The organism is Mycetohabitans endofungorum (genome assembly GCF_037477895.1).
Lineage (GTDB): Bacteria > Pseudomonadota > Gammaproteobacteria > Burkholderiales > Burkholderiaceae > Mycetohabitans.
The window spans coordinates 2,018,931-2,039,825 of the sequence record NZ_CP132744.1; the positions used below are offsets into that span (position 1 = coordinate 2,018,931).

The following is a 20,895-nucleotide window of genomic DNA, read 5'->3' on the forward strand; positions in this document are numbered from 1 at the left end:
CGCGTACGCGCCGCCCCGCGTGCCGGCCTCACCTGGTTCAGTGGCCCGCCTCCAACAGCATGTCAATCTCGAACACCTGCCGCAAATACGCGATGTACGCGGGATCGTCGCACATGTTCTTGCCCGGCGAGTCGGACAATTTCGCAACGGGCTGGCCATTGCAGCGGACCATTTTCATCACGATCTGCAGCGGCGCATAGCCCAGGTCGTTGGTTAAGTTGGTGCCCACGCCAAATGCCAGTTTGCAGCGGCCGCGAAAACGCTCGTACAGCTGCAGCACCTTCGGAATATCAAGTGCATCGGAAAAGACTAGGATTTTAGTGCGAGGATCGCAGCGATTGAACTCGTAGTGTTTCAATAGCTGCTCGCCCCATTCGAACGGGTCCCCCGAATCGTGCCGTGCGCCGTCGAAAAGCTTGCAGAAATACATATCGAAGTCGCGCAGGAACGCCTTCATGCCGTAGACGTCGGACAACGCAATGCCGAGATCGCCGCGGTATTCCTTGGCCCACATCTCAAAACCGAAGATCTGCGAATCGCGCAGCCGCGGCCCCAGCGCCTGACACGCCTGCAGGTACTCGTGCGCCATCGTGCCCAGTGGCGTCAATCCGTGCTTCATCGCGTAGTAAACATTGCTGGTGCCGGCAAACTGCTCGCCGAGCCCCGCCATCAGCGTCAGGATGACCTCCTCGTGCCACTGCTTCGAAAAACGTCGCCGCGTACCGTAGTCGGCAATCTTGCAATCGGCGTAGTCGGGTCTGGCGCCGAGCATCGCCATCTTGCCAGTCAGCCGCTCGCGTCCCTCGTGGTACGCCGGCGAGCGCTGCGTATTACGGAAATAGACCTCGTTGACGATCGCCAGCACCGGGATCTCGAACAGGATCGTATGCAGCCACGGCCCGCGCACGACGATCTCGATCTCACCGTTGGCCTTCGGCGACGGCCAGACGCGAATGTACTTCTCGTTGAGCTGGAATAGCGCGAGGAAGTCGACGAAGTCGCTCTTGATAAAGCGCAACTGGCGCAAGTAGTCGAGCTCGTCGTCGGTGAAACGCAACTGGCACAAGTGGCCGATCTGCTCCCGGATCTCGCCCACGTAGGGCACCAGGTCGATGCCGCGCGTGCGGCAACGGAACCGGTACTCGACGCTGGCGGCAGGAAAATGATGCAGCACGACCTGCATCATCGTGAATTTGTAGAGATCGGTATCGAGTAACGAAGTGATGATCATGGTCGCACAGCCAGGCACAGGCTGGAAGCTCGGACAGGCCGCGGCCGTTTGGCGCGGCACCTGACGCTGAGGTTAGCGCAAGCGATGCCACGGCACGTACGCAGCACCGTTGCCTCATATAAAGACATCACCAAAGTGTATAACAGCATCAGACGGGAGAGCGACGACGCGGCGACGCGGTGCGCTACAATAGTTATTTTGCAAAATGGTGGCGTCCGTGGCTACATCGTGTGTCCACATCGCTATACACAGAGTGCAGGAGCTTCAATGACTCACGTTGTGACCGAAAGCTGCATCAAGTGTCGCTATACCGACTGTGTCGACGTATGCCCGGTGGACTGCTTTCGCGAAGGTCCGAACTTCCTCGCGATCGACCCGGATGAGTGCATCGATTGCGCGGTTTGCGTGGCGGAATGCCCGGTCAATGCGATCTATGCGGAAGAAGACGTCCCCGGTGATCAGCAACAATTTATCCAACTGAACGCGGAACTGGCGAAGGACTGGCCCAGCATCACGAGGACCAAACCTGCTCTGCCGGACGCGGAGGAATGGAAAGACGTGAAGGATAAACTGAAGCTGCTCGAGCGATGAGCGCGCCGGGTGCGTCGATGATCGACGACATCACGCCTTGATGCGCCACCTGTTGACAAGACGATAAGACACCGATAGAATTTCATTTCTCTGCTGTTCCCCGATAGCTCAGTCGGTAGAGCGCCGGACTGTTAATCCGTAGGTCCCTGGTTCGAGCCCAGGTCGGGGAGCCAAGAAATCAAGGGGTTGCGTGAAGGCGCAACCCCTTTTTTCAGTTAGCCTTTTATATTAGTAACAGCTAATATTCCTCATAGGAAAACTTCGCCCAATCCTTCTCCTTCGATCTCGCTTAGCAATTGCACCCAACCCGTCTGCTGCTAACTTCCGGCGGATTCGAACTGGCGCTCATTGAACGCTGATTCGTGAGCGGCTACTGGCCCATGTAGATCGGTAACCGAGTGCATGGTGTGCTATGCGTTCTAGCTGAACTAATTCGTCGCCCTTACCCGGTACACCGTCGATTATGTGCCGTCACGGCTTGACCTGATGCCCTAATTGCCAACGCGTCATCCGCCGAAAATCTAGCGATCTTGGCTTCTGGCTGTGTTCCTCTGTTCGCTTTCGGGTACCTTACGGCGCATCATCATTTCGCACTGCATGTTCCTAATTTCTTGCTGAGGTTGCCAATGGACTGTGACTTGCATGCAGCGTTGAACAATCACCAGCCAGCCTATATCTGCGCACAGGCAGTCTGCCCGCAACCGACGACGTTAACGCTTTCACCCGGCGGCGCGTTGGCGAACCCGCTGGCCAAGCACCCCACCACCTACCAAGATCTGCCGCACGAAGTGATCGCACGGATCGGCCACTACGTGCCCGTGCAAGACGTGATGTCATTCTCCGCCGTCGATCGGCGCACGTATCATGCGATGAGGATGAGGCGCCTCGTCTATCGCTATTGGCAACGGGCAAACCAGGCCGTAAGCCTTGAGTCAATCAAACAACTGTTGGACGAGATGGGCGACACGCTTGCTGATCCAGCGCAGCACGCCGAACCCCTGGACGCACTGCGCCGGCGTTTGCGAGCGTTGCCTAAAGCCGGGCGTGTCGACGTATTTAAGCGTTTGTACGCGGCCGCGCAGCGTATCCCGCAGGACGGTGTACAGATACAAAAGGCGATGTTGCTCACGCATTACGATTACGATGAGCACGAATGGATTGAACTATTTGACTTTGCGCACGCGCTGGCCGAGCAGCGTGGGCCCAGGCAAGATAACGTGTGGCTGGAACTGACGCTTGGATTGTGGTCTTTCTCTGTCGATACCCCTGAAACGCCTCAGTTTGCTCAGCGGTATCACGCGCTCCTAGCACGGCTACCGTCATTGCACGTTGCAGAACAAGCGCAGATGATTCCACTATTATCTCGTTTTTTAAAACATTTTAATAAGGCGAACCCGCGCATCCCTGAACTGTATTCGATCTTATGTGAACGGGCCCGGCGACTGCCGACTTTGTATCAAGGCGCGTCCGTCGGTGTGTTGGCGGACAGCGTTTGGCTATTGCCGAAAGTGGAGCAACCTGTACGATACGCGCAGATGCGCAATTGGGCGCTATCACTGCCCAATGAGTCGTTGGGCATCACCCTGCGATATTTGTTTGAAGGACTTTACAAGTTGCCATCTGAGCAACAGGCACAGGAGTTTGCATTGCTTAAACGCCGTTTGGCGCACATGCCAGCGGGGCAGCGCACGCATGCGGCAATCGGGCTGCTCAAACGCGTCAGTATTATAAACGACACGCAAGCAAAACGAGTCTGGCGGCAAGGATTGAATTTACTGAATGGGGCGGGCGAAGCCGCCTTATGGGACGTACTTAGTGAGCTTCGGGACGATGGCGTGCTATTTGATTTAGAGGATCCCCAATGGGAAATAGCGATGGACGAGATTACGCACTTTATGGAAGCCAACCAGTTCTCCGAGCCAGCCCGGGCGCGAATCCAAAATAGTGCTCTCTGGCTCAGAACTATGTACGATTAGTCACAGTTTTTAGCGCAGCAGTGAATTTGTAGGCCGTGACGTCAATGCGTCCGACATCAGTATTCGATAGACGCTTGGTTTCGCCGCCCATCCAGTTCAGTCTGAGGCGGCGGCGCGCCGATCGTCTCATTTGCCGCACTTTAGATTGCAAGCATCACCGGACGGATCGCCGCGATCGGCCCGCCGCCGTCGCTCGTCCGGTGGACCATGTTGGAACTTCGGATCGGGCGCAGAAGCGGCAAACTGCATCTGCGGGTGCTCGTTGAAGCGAAACGAGTCGCTCAGGATACCGCCCGGTACGCCAGGCTTGTTCTGCGCCCACGCTATGGCCGGCAGGCTCAACGCGAGGGCCGCGACGCCCGCACAGGCGAGCAAGGTGACACTCGAGTGCGCACGGCGCGGCGCGCCACCGCGAGAGGGCTGACGCGGCCCACGCCGGTACGGAGGCGGGGCGTTGACGGAACAAAGCGACAATCGGTTAAACACACGCATGGTGGCAAAAGAAAAATGGCGGTTTCGATCAGCGCCGCACGCATGGCATGATGCCGCATACTTATTGCGGCCCGCATGCGCAGCGAACTGAAGCGATAGCGTAACGGAAGAATGGCGTCGCTGCTCCATTAGCCCAAACGCCGTCCCCGATTTCACGTTACGCAGGGTTACCCGCGTCATCGGCGCCGATCGTTGCGACATTGAGGGTAAATTGAAAAAGGTACCGGTGCACCGCCCCGGGCCGCCGACTGTTGATCTTCAAGACATTGCACGCCGTGCGCGTGCTCGACCGCAAACGCAATGCGCTGGTCTATTTGACCTATAGCGATCGCGTCGTACCAGGCAGTGCGAAGAACAGCCCATCGAAGCCCGTGCGGCAATCGCCGAGCCGATGCCAGGCCACTCTAGGTAGGTCGGCGCAGCAGGCTGCGGGTCGGCGCGCGCCGGCGACGGCGGCGCCACCCGCACAACACCGATTAGTTTTGCACGCCCTTGTCGGCCGCTGCCGCGCCGCCCGTTTGCTCATTGAGCGTTTGGGCCGCGTCCCGCTTGGCCGCCTTACGTTGTTCCTTGGCCGCCTTCAACTGGCTGTGGTACTCCTGCTTGAGCGCCTTTTTGTTGGCACGGTACTCCGCGTTGGCCGCCGCGTCCGTATCGCGCTTCTGCACGAGCGGATCGACGGGACCCGGCGCGACGATACGCTGGCTGGTGCCCGTGCCACCGCTGCCCGCCGTGGAATCCGTGCCGCTGTACGCGCCCACGCCAACGGCTGCGCCAGCGGTTTCGCTGCCGCCTTGAGCCGGCGTTTGTGCAAAAGCGGCAACCGTGGCAGCCGCCAGCGCGGCGCCCAACACGATACGACGGATTTGACGAATTGCAGTCATTAGATGCCTCCCTATGAAGTCGATCAATGAAACGGCGCAAAGCCGCATGGGCAACCACTCCCACGCACCTGTCGGCCTGCCCGTGCGCGACAGCCTAGCACAGCATGCACGCGTCGGGCCCTTGAACTGACCCGCGCGGGAGCGAGAGGTTTGCCACGGTTTTGATTGTTACCTACCGTTTTGCTTACCAGCGTTTGCTTACAACCGGTGATCGACCCCGTCATTTCGTATTGCGGACACACCCAACTGGGGCTCTTCTCAGTAAACTGTGCTGTTAAGATGAACCATTACCTTTCGATCCGTTTTTAATGACAAATCTCGGTACTGCTCAGGGCACGCCAGTACACCATCACGGCAAGTCTACGCTCGCTCATCATGCGACTGAGACAGCACGCCTGGCAGCGCCGCTCGCCATCGCGCAACTGTCACAAATGGCGATGGGCGTCACCGACACAATACTGCTCGGCTCGCTGGGTTCCGACGCGCTGGCGGCCGGCGGACTCGGCGCCACGCTATTTTTCACCATCATGACCCTGCTGCAAGGCGTGCTCCAGTCGGTCAGCGTGACGGTCGCACAAGCGCGCGGCGCTCAGGCAGCGCATCGCGTGCCGTCGATTTACTGGACGGGTCTTGCGCTATCGCTGGTGCTGGCGGTGCCGGCGTTCGTGCTGATGAGCTTTGCGACACCTCTGCTGGTGGCAGCAGGTCAGCCGTCGGCGTTGGCTGAACAAGTGGGCCAATACGCGCGCATGTTGCGCTGGGCGGCACTGGGCAGCCTGATCGGCATCGGCATGATGCGCGCGTTCCTGCCGGCGATCGGCGCAGCGCGACGGCTGTTGTGGGTATCGATAGGGGGCGTCATGTTGAACGGCTTCCTAAACTACGGGTTAATCCATGGCGCGTGGGGCTTGCCGCGTATGGGGTTTCTCGGCTCCGCGGCGGCCACGACGATCACGATCTGGCTGACCGCGCTCGTGCTGCTCGCGCTGTTGCACCTACCCGAACGATTCCGGCATTTCGTCGCCGGCTCGCGTCGCCCGCGCTGGTCCGTGATGTCCGAGTTGCTCGCAGTCGGCTGGCCGGTCGCCGTAACGTACGGTGCCGAGACGATGCTATTCCTCGCGACGAGCCTGGCGGTGGGCACACTCGGTGCAGCCGCCCTCGCGGCGCACCAGATTGCGCTGAATGTCGCATCGGTCACTTTCATGGTGCCGCTCGCCATTGCGCAGGCCGCCAATGTCCGGGTCGGGTACTGGGCAGGCGCACGCCATCCCGTTGAGGCACGTCGCGCCGGGGTCGTCGCGCTGGCGCTAGGAGGTGGCTTTATGGCAGCGTGCGGCACCGTGATGACATGGATACCGCATGGCATCATCGCGCTTTATCTGAACCCGCACGAACCGTCTAATGCGGCGACCATCTCGCTGGCTGCGTCGCTGCTGACGGTGGCGGCCGTGTTTCAGGTCGTGGACGGACTGCAAACCGTCGGAGCCGGCTGCCTGCGTGGACTGCGCGACACGCGCGTGCCGATGCTGCTGGCCGCCACCGGCTACTGGGGTATCGGCTATCCGACCGGCTATTGGCTCGCCTTTTATGCGGGCCTGGGCGCGAAGGGATTATGGTGGGGTCTGGCCGCGGGTCTGGCCACGGTTGCATGCCTGATGGTCGCCCGGTTTTACTGGAAAAGCCGGGCGCTCGGACGTGACACCGCGGCATAAAGGCGTGGCAGATCGCAACGGCGGGCGGCGCCCGCGTGAGCGCGCACACCGGCCAGCAGGCCAGATCGGAGCAAACGTAAGCGCAAGCGAGTGCCAAACCACGGGCCTTTTGGCTCGCACCTGGTTCCCCCGGAGGCGCCAACCGGCCGCAGCGGCAAGCATGGCCGTGGCCGGCGCAGCGGCACGGCGGCGGACGATGCTGTCGGCCATGCTGTTGCTCGCGATGTCATCGATCCTGTGTGCAGGCGGCCTCGTTGGCCCATGGCGGCCTGGACGGATTCCGCTTGCTCGCCGACGGCACCGACGCACTGCAGATGCGCGTCGCACTCGCGCACGCGGCCACGCGCACATTGGATCGCACGTAATGTGCTCACCGGCTTGCTTTTCTTCTTGCCGCTACGTGATCAACTGTGAACGGCCACCGCAGCAACCTTGTCCGATCACCATGGACCTCGTGTCCGCACTTCTGGAGCATAAAATGACAGAAAACGTCAGGATGGAACGCGACACGTTTGGCGCCATCGCCGTGCCTGTGGACCGACTGTGGGGAGCGCAAACCCAACGATCGCTGCAACATTTCAAGATCTCCACAGAGAAGCAGCCATCGGAATTGATTCACGCACTGGCGATCGTCAAGCGCGCCGCAGCGGAAGTCAACCAAGCGCTTGGCGTGCTGCCCGCCGATAAGGCACGCGCGATCATTGCCGCGGCAGACGAGATCCTCGCCGGCGAGCACGCGGCGCAATTCCCGCTGACGGTCTGGCAAACGGGCTCGGGTACGCAAACCAACATGAACTTGAACGAGGTAATCGCCAACCGCGCGAGCGAGTATCTGGGCGGTGAACACGGCGAGGCGCGCCTGGTGCATCCGAACGACGACGTAAATCGCGGCCAATCGTCCAACGACGTGTTCCCGACCGCAATGCATATCGCCGCCGCACAAGGCATCGCAACGCGGCTCAAACCAGCGCTAATCAAGCTGCGCGACACGCTCGCGCACAAGTGCGCCGCTTTCGCCGACATCGTGAAGATTGGCCGCACGCACCTGCAGGATGCCACGCCGCTGACGCTGGGCCAGGAATTTTCAGGCTACGTCGCCCAGCTCGATCAGGGGATGCGCCATCTGGACGCGACGCTGCCCCATCTGTACGAACTCGCGCTTGGCGGCACCGCAGTCGGCACCGGATTGAACGCCCATCCGCAATTCGCGCAAAAGGTCGCCGCGGCAATCGGCCGGCTCACCGGACTGCCGTTCACCACCGCGCCGAACAAGTTCGAGGTGATGGCCGCCGCCGACGCGCTGGTGGCCGCGCACGGCGCGCTGAAAACGATCGCCGCAAGTCTGATGAAGATCGCCAATGACATCCGCTGGCTCGCGTCGGGACCCCGCTGCGGGTTGGGTGAGCTCACGATCCCCGAAAACGAGCCGGGCAGCTCGATCATGCCGGGCAAGGTCAATCCAACACAGGCAGAGGCGCTAACGATGCTGTGCTGCCAAGTCTTCGGCAACGACGTCGCCGTTAATTTCGGCGGCGCGAGCGGCAATTTCGAACTCAACGTTTTCCGGCCAATGATCGCGCACAATGTGCTGCAATCGATCCGGCTGCTGACGGACGGCATGCTGAGCTTCAACGATCACTGCGCAATCGGCATCGAGCCCAATCGGGCACGAATCGACGCGCTGCTCAACGAGTCGCTGATGCTGGTCACCGCGCTAAACCCCCACATCGGCTATGACAAGGCAGCACAAATTGCCAAGAAGGCACACCACGAAGGCACCACGCTGAAGGCCGCCGCGCTGGCGCTCGGCTATCTGACCGCTGAGCAGTTTGACGAGTGGGTCCGACCGCGGGACATGGTCGGCGCGCGTGGCTAGCCGGCCGCACCGCCGGTGCTCACGCGGTAGCCCTAAGCTTGCGTGCCGCCATCGGTCAATTCCTCGGGCTTAAGCTCGACAATCGCATCGAGCGCCTGCCTGACGTCCATGGCGGTCACGTAGAATAGTGCATTCGCCGTTTCCAGTCACTTTTCCCTGGCCGGGTCCACAACCCGGCGCCAGACCATGGATGCACCGTACCTGTCTATTCTCAAGGATCTGCTCGAACGCGGCACGCTCAAGAGCGACCGCACCGGCACGGGCACGCGCTCACTGTTCGGCGTGTCATACCGGCATGACTTATCCACTGGCTTCCCGCTGCTGACCACCAAGAAACTGCACGTGCGCTCGATCCTGCACGAGTTGCTATGGTTCCTGCGCGGGGACACGAACATTCGCTACCTGCATGAGAACGGTGTGACGATCTGGGACGAATGGGCCACGTCCGACGGCGAACTCGGCCCCGTGTACGGTGCGCAGTGGCGGTCCTGGCCCAATCCCGATGGCACCCGAACCGACCAGGTGCAGGCGCTGCTCGACTCGCTGCGCACGAAGCCGGACAGCCGCCGGCACATCCTCAACGCATGGAATGTGTCGTTCCTACCCGACGAGTCGAAGTCCCCGGTGCAAAACGCGCTCGCGGGCCGCATGGCACTGCCGCCGTGCCACATCCTGTACCAGTTCTACATTGCCGACGGCAAGCTGAGCTGCATGTTGACCCAGCGCTCCGGCGACTGGTTTCTCGGCATTCCATACAATTGCGCATCGGTGGCGTTTCTGACCCATATGATCGCGCAGCAACTCGGCTTGCAGCCCGGCGAAATCGTCCACTCGATCGGCGACGCCCACTTATACCTGAACCACGTCGAACAGGCCCAGCTGCAGCTCACCCGCACGCCGCGGCCGCTGCCTCGGCTGATCATCAAGCGACAGCCGGACACCCTGTTCGCCTACCGCTTCGAAGACTTCGAGATCGCCGGCTACGATCCGCACCCCCATATTGCCGCCCCGATCGCTGTGTAGACAGACAGCGCCGGGACCTGAGCGGCCCCGGCCCGGGCCGGCCGGCGGCGTCAACCGCGATTGCCGTGCTCATACCCGCCGCCACTCGCCGCATGCGGATTCGCGCGGCGTGGTGGCACGGGCTGCGGCCGCTTGAATCGAAGGATCAACTGAACCGAGCAGTCGGCTACAATCGGGCATGCGCGGCCCGCCCTCGCGCACCCTGCTTGTTTAACTGACGGTGGATCGATGACGACGCTTTGCCTGATCGTCGCGCGCGCACGCAACGGCGTGATCGGACGCGACAACGCGCTGCCCTGGCAGCTGCCCGAGGATCTTGCGCACTTCAAGCGCACCACGATGGGTGCACCGCTGATCATGGGACGCAAGACCCACGAGTCGATTGGACGCGCGCTGCCAGGCCGCCGGAACATCGTCGTGACGCGCGATGCGGCGCGACGCTTCGATGGCTGCGACACCGTCACGAGCCTGGACGCGGCGCTTGCGCTGTGCGAAACGCTGCATGCGCCACTTGCGTACCTGATCGGCGGCGCCCAGTTGTATCGCGAAGGGATCGGGCGCGCCGGGCGACTGATTGTCACCGAGATCGATCACGCGTTCGAAGGCGACGCGACGTTTTCCGCGCCGTCACCGCAGCACTGGCGGGAGGTGTCGCGCGAAACGCATCGCGCGAGCCCACCGAACGACTTCAACTACGCGTTCGTCGAATACGAAAGAATCCGCTGACCCGCCGCGCGACTCACTGGCCGGCAATCGTCATCTGCTCGATTAGCACCGAGCCGGTTTCCTTCGTGCCACGCACGATCTTATCGGCGCCGATCGCGACGATTTGCGCAAACATCTGTTGCAGCGTGCTGGCGACCGTGATCTCTTCGACCGGATACTGAATCTCGCCATTCTCGACCCAGAATCCGGACGCGCCACGCGAGTAGTCGCCCGTGACATAGTTCACCCCCTGCCCCATCAACTCGGTCAACAGCAGACCGGTGCCGAGCTTGCGCAACATCGCGCGGAAATCGTCGTCGTCGCGCGTGAGCGTGCTGGTCAATGACAGATTGTGCGAACCGCCGGCATTACCGGTGGTCTTCATGCCCAGCTTGCGCGCCGAATACGTCGACAGGAAGTACCCCTGTACGATGCCGTCGCGCACGACGTCACGCCGCGTGGTGCGCACGCCCTCTTCGTCAAACGGTGCACTGCCTAGCGCGCGGGGCACATGCGGATCCTCACACACCTGCACGTGCGGCGCGAATACGGGCTTGCCGAGCGAATCGGTCAGGAAGCTCGTCTTGCGATACAACGCCCCGCCGCTGGTCGCCTGCACGAACGCACCGAGCAGGCCAACGGCGAGCGGCGCTTCGAACAATACCGGGCATTTGCGGGTATCGAGCCGGCGTGCGCCGATACGCGCCAGCGCACGCTCGGCAGCATAGCGGCCCACAGCCTCGGGCGTGGACATTTCCGCTGCGCAGCGGCGCGTCGTGTACCAGTCGTCACGCTGCATCTGCTGGCCACTGCCGGCAATCGGCGCGCAGGCGATATAGTGCCGAGAGTACGGATAGCCGCCGACAAAGCCGTGCGAGGTGGCCAGTACGAACTGCGAATGCTGCGCGGATACGCTCGCGCCTTCGCTATTGCGGATCCGCGGGTCGGTGTCGAAGGCTGCCTGTTCGGCGCGGCGCGCGATCTCGACTGCGTCGTCGGCATGCAGCTCCCACGGGTGGAACAAATCCAAATCCAGCGGATGCCTCTCGAGCAGCTCCGCTTCGGCGAGCCCGGCGCAGTTGTCCTCCGCGGTGAACCGCGCGATGTTGTACGCGGCTGATACCGTATCGCGCAGCGCCGCCGGTGAAAAATCGGACGTGCTCGCATTGCCGCGCTTGCTGCCGATGAATACGGTCACCCCCATCGTCTTGTCGCAGTTGTGCTCGATTGTCTCGACCTCGCCTCGCCGTACCGACACCGATAAGCCGTCGCCCTCCGAGATCTCAGTCGCGGCATCGGTTGCGCCGAGCGCCTTTGCGTGTCGCAGGATATCCGCCGCGATGTCCTTCAGTTGCGCCTGGGTGTGCGGAAACACGCGCTGGTGTGCTGCCATGTCAGTTCGATCCTCGGTTTTCATGATGCGATCATAACAAGCCGTTTGCCCAACCGCGAGGACGGCACGCGACACGCGCTAAAATACGCGCATGACGCGCAAGACACGAACCACGGCGGCGACCCAGCCGCAACCGCTCGCCGACCATCAGGGCGGCCGCGATGACACACGGCCGAGCAAATCGCAACTCAAACGGGAAATGACGGCGCTGCAGGCGCTGGGCGCCGAGATAGTTGAGCTGCCCAAGGATGCGTTCAAGCGCATGCCGTTACCCGAGGACCTAGCTGACGCGGTACGCGAAGCACGCCGCATCACGGACCATGAGGGTAAGCGACGGCAATTGCAATATGTGGGGCGGCTGATGCGCGGGCTGCCGGACACCGACGTGGCAGCGCTGCGCACCGCGCTGGACACCTACAACGGCACGAACAAAGCCGAGACGGCACGATTGCACTGGATTGAGCGCACCCGCGCGCAATTGCTCGCGAGCGACGAGGCACTCACCGAGTTTCTGCGCGCCCATCCGGGCGCCGACGTCCAGCAAGGCCGCACGCTGATCCGCAATGCGCGGCGCGAGGCGGTCCAAAGCAAGCCGCCGCGCTATTTCAGAGAACTGTTCCAGTGGATCAAAGAGGTAGCCGGTGATCCGGACCCGCGCGCAGAACACGCCGGGGCCCCCGCTTCTTCCAACGACGAGCAAGACGATGACGACACCGCATGACCGTGCCGACAAACTAATCGTCGGCCTGGTTTCGATCAGCGACCGCGCCAGTGCCGGGGTCTACGAGGACCAGGGCATCCCCGCGCTACAGACATGGCTGAGCGACACGCTCACGAGTCCGTGGCAAGCGCACGCGCGGCTGATCGCCGACGATGCAACCACCATCTCACGCACGCTGATCGAACTCGTGGATGAGGCCCACTGCAACCTCGTGCTCACCACCGGCGGCACCGGCCCCGCCCGGCGCGACGTCACGCCGGAGGCGACGCTGGCGGTGGGCACCCGGACGATGCCCGGTTTTGGCGAGCAAATGCGCCAGATCAGTCTGCATTTCGTGCCGACGGCGATTCTGTCGCGCCAAGTGGCGGTCATTCGCGAAACGGCCAATCACGCGGCGCTGATCGTGAACCTGCCCGGCCAGCCAAAGTCGATCCGTGAGACGCTCGAGGGAGTGCGTGACGCGCAAGGGAACGTGATCGTCAATGGCATCTTCGCCGCCGTGCCGTACTGCATCGACTTGATCGGCGGCCCGTATATCGAAACCGACCCGGCGCATGTGGCCACATTCCGGCCCAAGAGCGCGATCCGGCAAAAGCCGCCGGCCGCAACCTGAGCGCGGGCCGCGCGGTACCGACCGGCTCGGCCCGCGCAGCCGACTCAACCGACTTCAACCTGCGAAGCCGGCGCGTCAGCCCACCTGCGGCATCGCGGCGGCGTCGGACGCGCGCAGGAAATGCTCACGATAGTACTTCAACTCGTCGATCGACTCATGAATGTCGGCCAGCGCGGTATGCAATGCGCGCTTCTGGAATCCCTTGTAGACCGTTGGCTGCCAGCGGCGGCACAACTCCTTCAGCGTGCTCACGTCGAGATTACGATAGTGAAAGAATGCCTCCAATTCTGGCATCCAGCGCGCCATGAAACGACGGTCCTGGCAAATCGAGTTGCCACACATCGGCGACTTGCCAGCCGGCACGTATTGCGACAGAAACGCGAGCAATTGCGCGGCCGCGTCGGCTTCGGTGACCGACGATGCGCGAACCCGTTCGATCAGGCCCGAGCGGCCATGCGTACTCTTGTTCCATTGGTCCATCGCATCCAGCGTCGAATTTGACTGATGGATCGCTAGTACCGGACCTTCGACGACCACCGCCAAGTTCGAATCGGTGACCACCACCGCGACTTCGAGGATCCGGTCGGTGTTCGGCAGCAAGCCGGTCATCTCCATATCCAGCCAGATCAGGTTGAATTCGCTCTTGGCCAACATGGGCTGGCCGCCGGGTTGCTGCAGGTCGGGACTCATTCAAACGCCTTAAAATGAATTTCTCGCTATTTTGCCCGAAGCGACGCAGCGGCGACACCCGCAGCGAACGTGCGAGAATAGGCGCATTACAGCGTTCCCACGGATAACGGATGTTTACAATCCTCTTTGTCGTCGCTCTCGTCGCGATGATTGCCACCCGGCTGTGGCTCGCGAGCCGACAGATCCGGCACGTCGCCAGCCATCGTCATGCGGTCCCCGACGGGTTCCGCGACACGATCTCGCTGCAGGCCCACCAGCGCGCAGCCGACTACACGGTGTCGCTGACACGGCTCGCCATGCTGGAACTCGGCGTGAGTGGCGCATTGCTGGTCGCGTTGACGTTATTGGGCGGCCTGCAATGGTTGGATACCCTGCTCAGTGGATGGCTGGGTCGCGGATATGCGGGTCAGATTGCACTGGTGGCCACGGTCGCCGCCATCATGGGACTCGTCGATTTGCCGTTCGATTATGCGCGGCACTTTGTCATCGAGGCACGGTTCGGCTTCAACAGGATGTCGCGCAAGCTTTTTTTTGCCGACCTGGTGAAGGGAACATTGCTCGGCGCGCTGTTTGGCCTGCCGCTGTTGTTCGTCGTGCTGTGGCTGATGCAGCAGGCCGGCGCGATGTGGTGGATTTGGGCGTGGCTCGTCTGGGTCGCGTTCAGCGCCGGCGTGCTGGTCCTGTATCCGAGCGTGATTGCGCCACTGTTCAACAAGTTCGAGCCGCTGACCGACGTATCGCTGCGTGAGCGCATCGAATCGTTGATGCACCGTTGCGGCTTCGCCGCCAAAGGGCTGTTTGTGATGGACGGCAGCCGGCGCTCCGCGCATGGCAATGCCTACTTTACCGGCTTTGGCGCAGCCAAGCGGATTGTGTTCTTCGACACGCTGCTCAGCCGACTCGATGGCAGCGAGATCGAGGCGGTGCTAGCGCACGAACTCGGTCATTTCAAGCACCGGCACGTGCTTAAGCGCATGATCATCACGTTTGCATTGTCATTCGCGCTGCTCGCGTTGCTCGGCTGGCTCGCCCAACGTCCGTGGTTCTACACGGGCCTGGGCGTTACGCCGTCGATGACCGGCTCAAACAACGCGCTTGCATTGATCCTATTTTTTCTCGTGATGCCGGTCTTCCTGTTTTTTGTGACGCCGCTCACCAGCCTATCGTCGCGCAAGCATGAGTTTGAGGCCGACGCCTTCGCTGCGACGCAGGCACGCGCACAGGATTTGATCAGCGCGCTGGTCAAGCTCTATCAGGACAATGCATCGACGCTGACGCCCGACCCGGTCTACTGCGCGTTCTATTATTCCCATCCGCCCGCGGCGCAGCGCATTGAGCGGCTGCTGGCACGCGCACGCACATGAGCGGCCGCTCAGTACGCGGCGCACCGCGTCGCACGGGCCCGGCAGCAACACAACGCGGCGGCGATCACGACCGAATAGCGGGCCCCGGCAAAGGCCGGGTCATCGCCGCACATGGCCGGCATTATGTGGTTCAGCCCGACAGGGGTGGTTCGCTACTGCAGTGCTTTCCACGCGGTAAAAAGAGCGAAGTCGCCGTTGGCGACCGCGTCAGCTTCGAGGCGACATCCGCGGACCAGGGGGTCATCGTCGCGACCGATGCGCGACGCAATCTGCTGTTTCGCTCGGACCAGTTCAAATCAAAGCGCTTTGCGGCCAACCTCGATCAGTTACTGATCGTACTGGCCACCGAACCGCATTTCAGCGAGGATTTGCTCGGCCGCGCACTGGTGGCCGCCGAAGCCCATCAACTTGAGCCGGTGGTGGTACTAAACAAAGCCGACTTACTTGCCGCGCTGCCGCTTGCCCGCAAACGCGTCGCATTCTACGCGGCACTCGGCTACCGGGTCGTCGAGGTGTCCGCGACCGGTGCCGCCGATGCCACGCACGCCACACTCGCACCGCTACTCGCGCATCGCGCTACCCTGCTGCTCGGCCAGTCCGGTATGGGCAAGTCAACGCTGGTGAATCTGCTGGTGCCGCACGCAAACGCCACGACGCGCGACATTTCATCGGCGCTGAACAGCGGCCGCCATACCACTACGTTCACTCGCTGGTATACGTTACCGAACGGCGGGGCATTGATCGACTCGCCAGGTTTCCAGGAGTTCGGACTGTATCATTTGACCGAGGGACAACTCGAACGCGCCTTTCCCGAATTCCGCCCGCTGCTCGGCGGTTGTCGTTTTTACAATTGCCATCATGTGCACGAACCGGGCTGTGCGATACTGGACGCGGTGGCACAAGGCTGCATCGCGCCGACGCGCCATGCGTTGTATGCGCAACTGCTGCACGAAGCAAGCCAGGTGGTGCGATAGCGCGCACTGCCTACGCTGTGGCGAGAAGCTCGAAGCGCAATTCACGCTGTGCTGGCCGTGCGGCACCCCTCGCGATCCACTCGACGGTTGGTTGATGCAGCCGGTGCGTCACGAGCCGCTCGCCTAGCCGACCCACACCGCCACAGTCAGCATTAGCAATAGCAGCATCCACAGGATGACGGCGCGCCAGACGAGGCCCACCGCCGATTGCAATGTCCGCGGCGTGCAATCCTCGCCCACCGGTACCGGGCCAACATCGGTGGAGAACAGCGCGTCGACGCTGGACGGCTCGGCCAGCGGACCCGCCAGCCGCGCCCCCAGTGCGCCGCCGCCGGCGGACAGCAACACATCCTCGTTCGGATCCGGCCACTGCTGCGTGGTATTGCGCCAAGCGTAAATCGCGTCCTCAAAGTTGCCTACGATCGCGAAACCCATGGCGGTCAGCCGAGCCGGTAGCCAGTCGATGACAAAAAACGCCTGCCGCGCAAAGGCGGCAAAGGCTGGCGTGCGGTCCGATACCGTATCGTTCCAGGTCCGCGCCAAATGCTCAGCCACCCGATAGAGGATGGCGCCGGCAGGTCCGATCGGCACGACAAACCAGAAGAACACGCCAAAAACATGCCGGTGCGACGCGATCACCGCGCGAATCAGCGTATGGCGCACGATCTCGCTGACTGGCATGTCGACCGTGTCCAGGCCGGTCCACTGCGCGAGGACTTCACGCGCGCGCGGCACGTCATCGTTGTTCAGTGCGAGATGGATATCGGTGAAATAATGGCTGAACTGCCGGAAGCCAAGTGTCAAATAGACGATCACCACATTCCAAAGGAACGCCAGTACGAAACTGATCCGATACAACAGGTAGTAGATCAGCGCGACCGCCAGCGTCCATGGAACAACGACGGAAAGCCACGCAAGCAGTCCGTGCTTGCGCTTGCCGGCATCGAACGCTTGCGCCGCACTGGTCGCGTGATAGTGAAGCAGCATCGACACGGGATTGTGCGGCGACAGCGCCCGCAACTGTTCAATAATCAGAGCCAGCAATACGGAAAAAAAGGTCATGCGCAGCGCCGTAATACGGTTTGGTACAAGAGTACCGATGAAGATGGCGTAAAGATAGCACAGTGCCTCGGCTCAACGGTCATTGATCTGGAACTTGTTACGTAGACGCGATAGACAGCAGTTGGACAACGCTGGTCACGGCAAGACACAGCCGTGCGCACACGGCGGGACGCCGGCTGCTATGCGGCCAGAAACCGATACAGGTTGCGCAGCATGCCTGCAGTGGCGCCCCAGATGAAATAGTCACCGCGGCCGTCCAGTCGTGGATACGGCATCGCAAAAAAACGGCGCTCCGCATTTTCCGAACGAAAAACGCGTATTTGATGATGGGACGGATCCATCAGGAAGGCGAGCGGCACCTCGAAAATCTCTGCCACTTCATAGCCGTCGGCCACCGTCGAAAAGGGCGGATGGACCAAGCCGACGACCGGTGTGACGCGAAATCCCGTGCCGGTCAGGTACTCGGGCAACGTCCCCAACACCTCGACGCGATCCCCCGGCAGGCCGACTTCTTCCCGTGCCTCACGCAAGGCCGTCGCGGTCGCGTCTGCGTCATCGGGCTCGCGTCGCCCGCCCGGAAAACTGACTTGCCCGGCATGGTCAGTCAGCATGTCTCCGCGCTGCGTCAACAATACCGTGACAGCGTCGCGAATCACCAACGGCACCAGCACCGCGGCCTGCCGCGGGTCGCCGCGCGTCCACCGCACCTCATGCGGCTCCGCAGTCCAGCGCAGTTCCTGCTGGAACCGCTCGCGCAAGCCGCGCGGCGTCAACCGGCCCGGGGCAACCGGCGCCAAGGGCGTATCGCTCAACTCAACGGGCAGCAGCTCAGGATTGAAGATCGGCCGGCTCATGGTGCAATAGGATCACCAACGAAAAAAGCACCCCGGCGGGGGGTGCTTTTTCCAGTGCTGCGCTTAACCGTGGGACGCTGGGCGTTCCTTATAAGACAGCTTTTCCTTGATCCGAGCAGACTTGCCCGAACGCTCACGCAGGTAGTACAGCTTCGCACGGCGCACGTCGCCACGGCGCTTCACGACAATGCCGGCGATCAGTGGCGAGTACGTTTGAAACGTCCGCTCGACGCCTTCGCCCGATGAAATCTTACGGACGATGAACGACGAGTTCAGGCCACGATTGCGTTTCGCGATCACCACGCCTTCATACGCTTGTACACGCTTGCGATTGCCTTCGACCACGTTCACGTTGACTACGACCGTGTCACCCGGTGCAAAGGCCGGGATGGTCTTGCCCGCGAGCACGCGCTCGATTTCTTCCTGCTCGAGTTTTGCAATCAGATTCATGACTGACTCCTGTAACCATCTTGCCGGCGTTTTCTTACCCCGATCACGATCAAGGTCCCGGTAGAGGATGGGTTGACTTCCGGCAGCCGGCTTCGGCCACCGCCTTGCCCCTCGCACACCAGCCATCAATGTTCCGATGTCACGAGAGTTGCGAGCCATGCCTCATCGGCACGGCTCAACATCTTGTTACGCCGGGCGCGCTCGATCAGGTCGGGGCGCTTGGCCAGCGTATTGCGCAGCGCCTCACGACGCCGCCACTGTTCAATCTGCGCATGATGCCCGCCGAGCAGCACGTCCGGCACCCGCACACCCTCATATTCCTCCGGGCGCGTGTAATGCGGGCAGTCAAGCAGCCCATCGACGAAGCTGTCCTGCACAGCCGACTGCGCATCGTTCAATACGCCAGGCAACTGCCGAATCACCGCGTCCATCAGGGCCATCGCAGGCAACTCACCGCCCGACAGCACGAAATCGCCGAGACTCACTTCATCGTCCACCTCGCGATCGATCAGCCGCTGGTCGATCGCCTCGTATCGGCCGCACAACACGATCAACCCGGGCAACGCCGCATACTCGATCACCTTGGCGTGGTCTAGCGGTCGGCCTTGCGGCGACATCAGCACGACGCGCGCGCGATGCGGCGGTGACCCAGCCCCACCCGCGCATTGTGCCCCTCGGGCAGCGGCGATCGCATCGGCGAGCGGCCGGGCCAGCATCACCATGCCTGGACCACCGCCGTACGGACGATCATCGATCGTCCGGTAGTTGTCCGTCGTGAAGTCGCGGGGATTCCACGTGCGCAACGTATAACGCTGTTGCTTAGCGGCCCGGCTGGTAATCCCCCAGTCGGTCAAAGCGCGAAACATTTCCGGGAACAGCGTGATGACATCAAATTGCATCGCGCGCTCCATCAATAATCGGCTCCCCAGTCGACCACGATGCGGCGGTCCGACGGATCGACCGTTTTCACGTAAGCGTCGACAAACGGAATCAGCCGCTCCGCCTTCGTGGCGCGCCCGTCCTGCCCGACCTCGTCGTACTCCACGCGCAGGATGGAGTGCGCGCCGTTATCCATCAGGTCCACGACCTGGCCCAGCGCGTCACCGGACTCGTTGACGACCGCCAAGCCGATCAAATCAACCCAGTAGTACTCGTCACGCCCGAGCGCCGGAAAATCCGCGCGGCGCACGTGCACCGTAGCACCGCGCAGCGCGAGGGCCTGATCGCGATCCGCGCACCCGGCAAGTTGCACAACCACGGTAGCGCTATGCGCCTTGCTCGACACAACCTGTGCCGCACGACACACGCCACCCTTGACGAGCCACCACGATCTTGCACGCAGCAGCGCACCGCCACTCGAACCGACGCCGGCATGCGGCGTGATCTTTAACCCCCCCTTGACGCCGTAGGCATCGACGACCGCACCGACTTCAATCGCGTCGTCCGGCAACGACGCCACGCTCTCAATGCCGGACTCGGACGAACCCGCACGGCCGCCACCCTTAACCGGACGACGCACAAAATGGCCGAATGACACAGGCCGGGGCAACGACACACGGGTTGACATCTGCTTACATTCCAGCGTTTGACCGTTCGCGCACCACACTCCGACAGATGCCGCGATACCGCCCTGGGCAAATGCCGACGGCCTGCATTCAGCGGGTTACGCGGACGGTTGTGCAGCTTGCGCCTGCTTGACCAGGCGGGCCACGGTCGGCGACAGCTGCGCGCCGACGCCTCGCCAGTACGTCAGGCGGTCTTGCGCGATGCGCAGCGATTCGCCCTTTGTCGCGACCGGATTATAGAAACCGACGCGCTCGATGAAACGGCCATCGCGGCGATTGCGCGAATCGGTTGCAACGATATTGTAGAACGGGCGCTTCTTCGAGCCGCCACGAGCCAAGCGGATGATGACCATGCTGTGTCCTTACCTAAATAGCCTGGGTATTGACCAGCAACACCCGGGTTTTCGATCTGCCGAAACGCGCGATTATAACCTGAAAATAGCGCTCTAACAAATACTTACCGTGTCGGTGATGGTGCTGGTGGCCGGCGTACTTGCGTACCATCCCGCCACGGCGCGGCCCGTAGACGCGATCCGGATACCGCCGGTCAGCCGTTGCCTGACACGATGGCGTGCGGTATCTCGGCGGTGTCGCGGATCGTGCGCCTGGACAGCACCAAGGTCGGCTACTGCGTCGCGCGGGTAACCTCGACGATGCCAGCGCCATCTATCGCGTCACCTACGCGAGGCGCTAACGGCGCGACGTACAATATCGAC

The 20,895-nt window shown here is 62.0% G+C and carries 21 protein-coding genes, 1 tRNA gene and 2 pseudogenes; 13 read left to right on the top strand and 11 right to left on the bottom strand.

Annotated elements, in window-relative coordinates:
- Positions 1 to 37: 37 nt before the first annotated feature.
- On the bottom strand, positions 38 to 1,231 hold the full coding sequence (pncB, locus tag RA167_RS08750; protein WP_076785250.1) for a nicotinate phosphoribosyltransferase: 1,194 nt from the start codon (positions 1,229 to 1,231) through the stop codon (positions 38 to 40).
- A gap of 267 nt (positions 1,232 to 1,498) precedes the next feature.
- Here pncB and fdxA point away from each other — a divergent pair, with 267 nt between their 5' ends.
- The 3 genes from fdxA (at position 1,499) to RA167_RS08765 (ending at position 3,798) form a co-directional block, all read left to right on the top strand.
- Positions 1,499 to 1,822, top strand: a complete 324-nt coding sequence (gene fdxA / locus RA167_RS08755; protein ID WP_076785251.1) for a ferredoxin FdxA — start codon at positions 1,499 to 1,501, stop codon at positions 1,820 to 1,822.
- Positions 1,823 to 1,919: 97 nt separating this feature from the next.
- A tRNA-Asn gene (locus RA167_RS08760) sits at positions 1,920 to 1,995 on the top strand.
- A gap of 453 nt (positions 1,996 to 2,448) precedes the next feature.
- On the top strand, positions 2,449 to 3,798 hold the full coding sequence (locus RA167_RS08765) for a hypothetical protein (RefSeq protein WP_237574228.1): 1,350 nt from the start codon (positions 2,449 to 2,451) through the stop codon (positions 3,796 to 3,798).
- A gap of 126 nt (positions 3,799 to 3,924) precedes the next feature.
- Here the strand turns inward: RA167_RS08765 and RA167_RS08770 are convergent, their stop codons facing one another.
- Positions 3,925 to 4,173: a hypothetical protein gene (locus tag RA167_RS08770; protein WP_076787305.1), complete on the bottom strand. Its 249-nt coding sequence runs from the start codon at positions 4,171 to 4,173 to the stop codon at positions 3,925 to 3,927.
- Positions 4,174 to 4,541: 368 nt separating this feature from the next.
- Between RA167_RS08770 and RA167_RS08775 the strand changes: the two are divergent.
- A pseudogene (locus RA167_RS08775) lies at positions 4,542 to 4,655 on the top strand (CreA family protein); the annotation flags it as partial.
- A 111-nt stretch (positions 4,656 to 4,766) separates the two neighbouring features.
- On the opposite strand, the gene RA167_RS08780 reads toward RA167_RS08775, so the two are convergent.
- Positions 4,767 to 5,174 (bottom strand): hypothetical protein, encoded by a 408-nt coding sequence (locus tag RA167_RS08780; protein ID WP_175972387.1) that lies wholly within the window; start codon positions 5,172 to 5,174, stop codon positions 4,767 to 4,769.
- 308 nt (positions 5,175 to 5,482) lie between these two features.
- Between RA167_RS08780 and RA167_RS08785 the strand changes: the two genes are divergently transcribed.
- The 5 genes and pseudogenes from RA167_RS08785 to RA167_RS08805 all read left to right on the top strand — a co-directional run bounded on the left by RA167_RS08785 (position 5,483) and on the right by RA167_RS08805 (position 10,514).
- On the top strand, positions 5,483 to 6,889 hold the full coding sequence (locus RA167_RS08785) for an MATE family efflux transporter (RefSeq protein WP_076785253.1): 1,407 nt from the start codon (positions 5,483 to 5,485) through the stop codon (positions 6,887 to 6,889).
- A pseudogene (locus tag RA167_RS15670) lies at positions 6,873 to 7,245 on the top strand (hypothetical protein); the annotation flags it as partial. The gene RA167_RS08785 and the pseudogene RA167_RS15670, both read left to right, overlap by 17 nt.
- A 122-nt stretch (positions 7,246 to 7,367) precedes the next feature.
- Complete coding sequence (gene fumC, locus RA167_RS08795) at positions 7,368 to 8,765, top strand: class II fumarate hydratase (RefSeq protein WP_076787306.1); 1,398 nt, start codon at positions 7,368 to 7,370, stop codon at positions 8,763 to 8,765.
- 186 nt (positions 8,766 to 8,951) lie between these two features.
- Positions 8,952 to 9,788, top strand: a complete 837-nt coding sequence (locus RA167_RS08800) for a thymidylate synthase (protein WP_076785254.1) — start codon at positions 8,952 to 8,954, stop codon at positions 9,786 to 9,788.
- A 228-nt stretch (positions 9,789 to 10,016) separates the two neighbouring features.
- Positions 10,017 to 10,514, top strand: a complete 498-nt coding sequence (locus RA167_RS08805) for a dihydrofolate reductase (RefSeq protein ID WP_076785255.1) — start codon at positions 10,017 to 10,019, stop codon at positions 10,512 to 10,514.
- Positions 10,515 to 10,527: 13 nt separating this feature from the next.
- On the opposite strand, the gene pmbA is transcribed toward RA167_RS08805, so the two are convergent.
- On the bottom strand, positions 10,528 to 11,910 hold the full coding sequence (gene pmbA / locus RA167_RS08810; protein WP_370642905.1) for a metalloprotease PmbA: 1,383 nt from the start codon (positions 11,908 to 11,910) through the stop codon (positions 10,528 to 10,530).
- Between the two features lie 67 nt (positions 11,911 to 11,977).
- Between pmbA and yjgA the strand changes: the two genes are divergently transcribed.
- Together yjgA and mog are read left to right on the top strand one after the other, a co-directional pair.
- A complete protein-coding gene (gene yjgA, locus RA167_RS08815) occupies positions 11,978 to 12,607 on the top strand; it encodes a ribosome biogenesis factor YjgA (protein ID WP_076785257.1) in 630 nt (209 codons plus the stop codon).
- Positions 12,591 to 13,220, top strand: coding sequence for a molybdopterin adenylyltransferase (mog, locus tag RA167_RS08820; protein WP_076785258.1), 630 nt, complete (start codon positions 12,591 to 12,593; stop codon positions 13,218 to 13,220). Before yjgA ends, mog begins: the two co-directional genes overlap by 17 nt.
- Positions 13,221 to 13,295: 75 nt before the next feature.
- Here the strand turns inward: mog and orn are convergent, their stop codons facing one another.
- The gene (gene orn, locus RA167_RS08825; protein ID WP_076785259.1) at positions 13,296 to 13,910 is read right to left on the bottom strand and encodes an oligoribonuclease; all 615 of its coding nucleotides are present in this window, start codon (positions 13,908 to 13,910) and stop codon (positions 13,296 to 13,298) included.
- Positions 13,911 to 14,020: 110 nt separating this feature from the next.
- Between orn and RA167_RS08830 the strand changes: the two genes are divergently transcribed.
- Positions 14,021 to 15,274, top strand: a complete 1,254-nt coding sequence (locus RA167_RS08830) for a M48 family metallopeptidase (protein ID WP_076785260.1) — start codon at positions 14,021 to 14,023, stop codon at positions 15,272 to 15,274.
- The gene (gene rsgA / locus RA167_RS08835; protein WP_237574227.1) at positions 15,271 to 16,248 is read left to right on the top strand and encodes a ribosome small subunit-dependent GTPase A; all 978 of its coding nucleotides are present in this window, start codon (positions 15,271 to 15,273) and stop codon (positions 16,246 to 16,248) included. Before RA167_RS08830 ends, rsgA begins: the two co-directional genes overlap by 4 nt.
- A 123-nt stretch (positions 16,249 to 16,371) precedes the next feature.
- Here the strand turns inward: rsgA and RA167_RS08840 are convergent, their stop codons facing one another.
- The 6 genes from RA167_RS08840 to rpsP form a co-directional block, all read right to left on the bottom strand.
- Positions 16,372 to 17,310, bottom strand: a complete 939-nt coding sequence (locus RA167_RS08840; RefSeq protein WP_076785261.1) for a CobD/CbiB family protein — start codon at positions 17,308 to 17,310, stop codon at positions 16,372 to 16,374.
- 179 nt (positions 17,311 to 17,489) lie between these two features.
- Entirely contained in the window at positions 17,490 to 18,164 is a 675-nt protein-coding gene (locus RA167_RS08845; protein WP_076785262.1) for a CoA pyrophosphatase, read from the bottom strand.
- Positions 18,165 to 18,227: 63 nt separating this feature from the next.
- Entirely contained in the window at positions 18,228 to 18,614 is a 387-nt protein-coding gene (gene rplS, locus RA167_RS08850; RefSeq protein ID WP_076785263.1) for a 50S ribosomal protein L19, read from the bottom strand.
- Positions 18,615 to 18,739: 125 nt separating this feature from the next.
- Positions 18,740 to 19,513: a tRNA (guanosine(37)-N1)-methyltransferase TrmD gene (trmD, locus tag RA167_RS08855; RefSeq protein WP_076787311.1), complete on the bottom strand. Its 774-nt coding sequence runs from the start codon at positions 19,511 to 19,513 to the stop codon at positions 18,740 to 18,742.
- Positions 19,514 to 19,524: 11 nt separating this feature from the next.
- Positions 19,525 to 20,181 (bottom strand): ribosome maturation factor RimM, encoded by a 657-nt coding sequence (gene rimM, locus RA167_RS08860; RefSeq protein WP_076787313.1) that lies wholly within the window; start codon positions 20,179 to 20,181, stop codon positions 19,525 to 19,527.
- A gap of 96 nt (positions 20,182 to 20,277) precedes the next feature.
- A complete protein-coding gene (gene rpsP / locus RA167_RS08865; protein ID WP_076785264.1) occupies positions 20,278 to 20,532 on the bottom strand; it encodes a 30S ribosomal protein S16 in 255 nt (84 codons plus the stop codon).
- Positions 20,533 to 20,895: the final 363 nt, after the last annotated feature.

Coding starts and splice junctions, on each gene's coding strand:
- RA167_RS08800 (WP_076785254.1), top strand. CDS start 8,952: ATGGATGCACCGTACCTGTCTATTCTCAAGGATCTGCTCGAACGCGGC.
- orn (WP_076785259.1), bottom strand. CDS start 13,910: ATGAGTCCCGACCTGCAGCAACCCGGCGGCCAGCCCATGTTGGCCAAG.
- trmD (WP_076787311.1), bottom strand. CDS start 19,513: ATGCAATTTGATGTCATCACGCTGTTCCCGGAAATGTTTCGCGCTTTG.
- RA167_RS08765 (WP_237574228.1), top strand. CDS start 2,449: ATGGACTGTGACTTGCATGCAGCGTTGAACAATCACCAGCCAGCCTAT.
- yjgA (WP_076785257.1), top strand. CDS start 11,978: ATGACGCGCAAGACACGAACCACGGCGGCGACCCAGCCGCAACCGCTC.
- pncB (WP_076785250.1), bottom strand. CDS start 1,231: ATGATCATCACTTCGTTACTCGATACCGATCTCTACAAATTCACGATG.
- rplS (WP_076785263.1), bottom strand. CDS start 18,614: ATGAATCTGATTGCAAAACTCGAGCAGGAAGAAATCGAGCGCGTGCTC.
- RA167_RS08845 (WP_076785262.1), bottom strand. CDS start 18,164: ATGAGCCGGCCGATCTTCAATCCTGAGCTGCTGCCCGTTGAGTTGAGC.
- RA167_RS08780 (WP_175972387.1), bottom strand. CDS start 5,174: ATGACTGCAATTCGTCAAATCCGTCGTATCGTGTTGGGCGCCGCGCTG.
- pmbA (WP_370642905.1), bottom strand. CDS start 11,910: ATGAAAACCGAGGATCGAACTGACATGGCAGCACACCAGCGCGTGTTT.
- fdxA (WP_076785251.1), top strand. CDS start 1,499: ATGACTCACGTTGTGACCGAAAGCTGCATCAAGTGTCGCTATACCGAC.
- fumC (WP_076787306.1), top strand. CDS start 7,368: ATGACAGAAAACGTCAGGATGGAACGCGACACGTTTGGCGCCATCGCC.
- RA167_RS08805 (WP_076785255.1), top strand. CDS start 10,017: ATGACGACGCTTTGCCTGATCGTCGCGCGCGCACGCAACGGCGTGATC.
- rsgA (WP_237574227.1), top strand. CDS start 15,271: ATGAGCGGCCGCTCAGTACGCGGCGCACCGCGTCGCACGGGCCCGGCA.
- rimM (WP_076787313.1), bottom strand. CDS start 20,181: ATGTCAACCCGTGTGTCGTTGCCCCGGCCTGTGTCATTCGGCCATTTT.
- rpsP (WP_076785264.1), bottom strand. CDS start 20,532: ATGGTCATCATCCGCTTGGCTCGTGGCGGCTCGAAGAAGCGCCCGTTC.
- RA167_RS08840 (WP_076785261.1), bottom strand. CDS start 17,310: ATGACCTTTTTTTCCGTATTGCTGGCTCTGATTATTGAACAGTTGCGG.
- RA167_RS08785 (WP_076785253.1), top strand. CDS start 5,483: ATGACAAATCTCGGTACTGCTCAGGGCACGCCAGTACACCATCACGGC.
- RA167_RS08830 (WP_076785260.1), top strand. CDS start 14,021: ATGTTTACAATCCTCTTTGTCGTCGCTCTCGTCGCGATGATTGCCACC.
- mog (WP_076785258.1), top strand. CDS start 12,591: ATGACGACACCGCATGACCGTGCCGACAAACTAATCGTCGGCCTGGTT.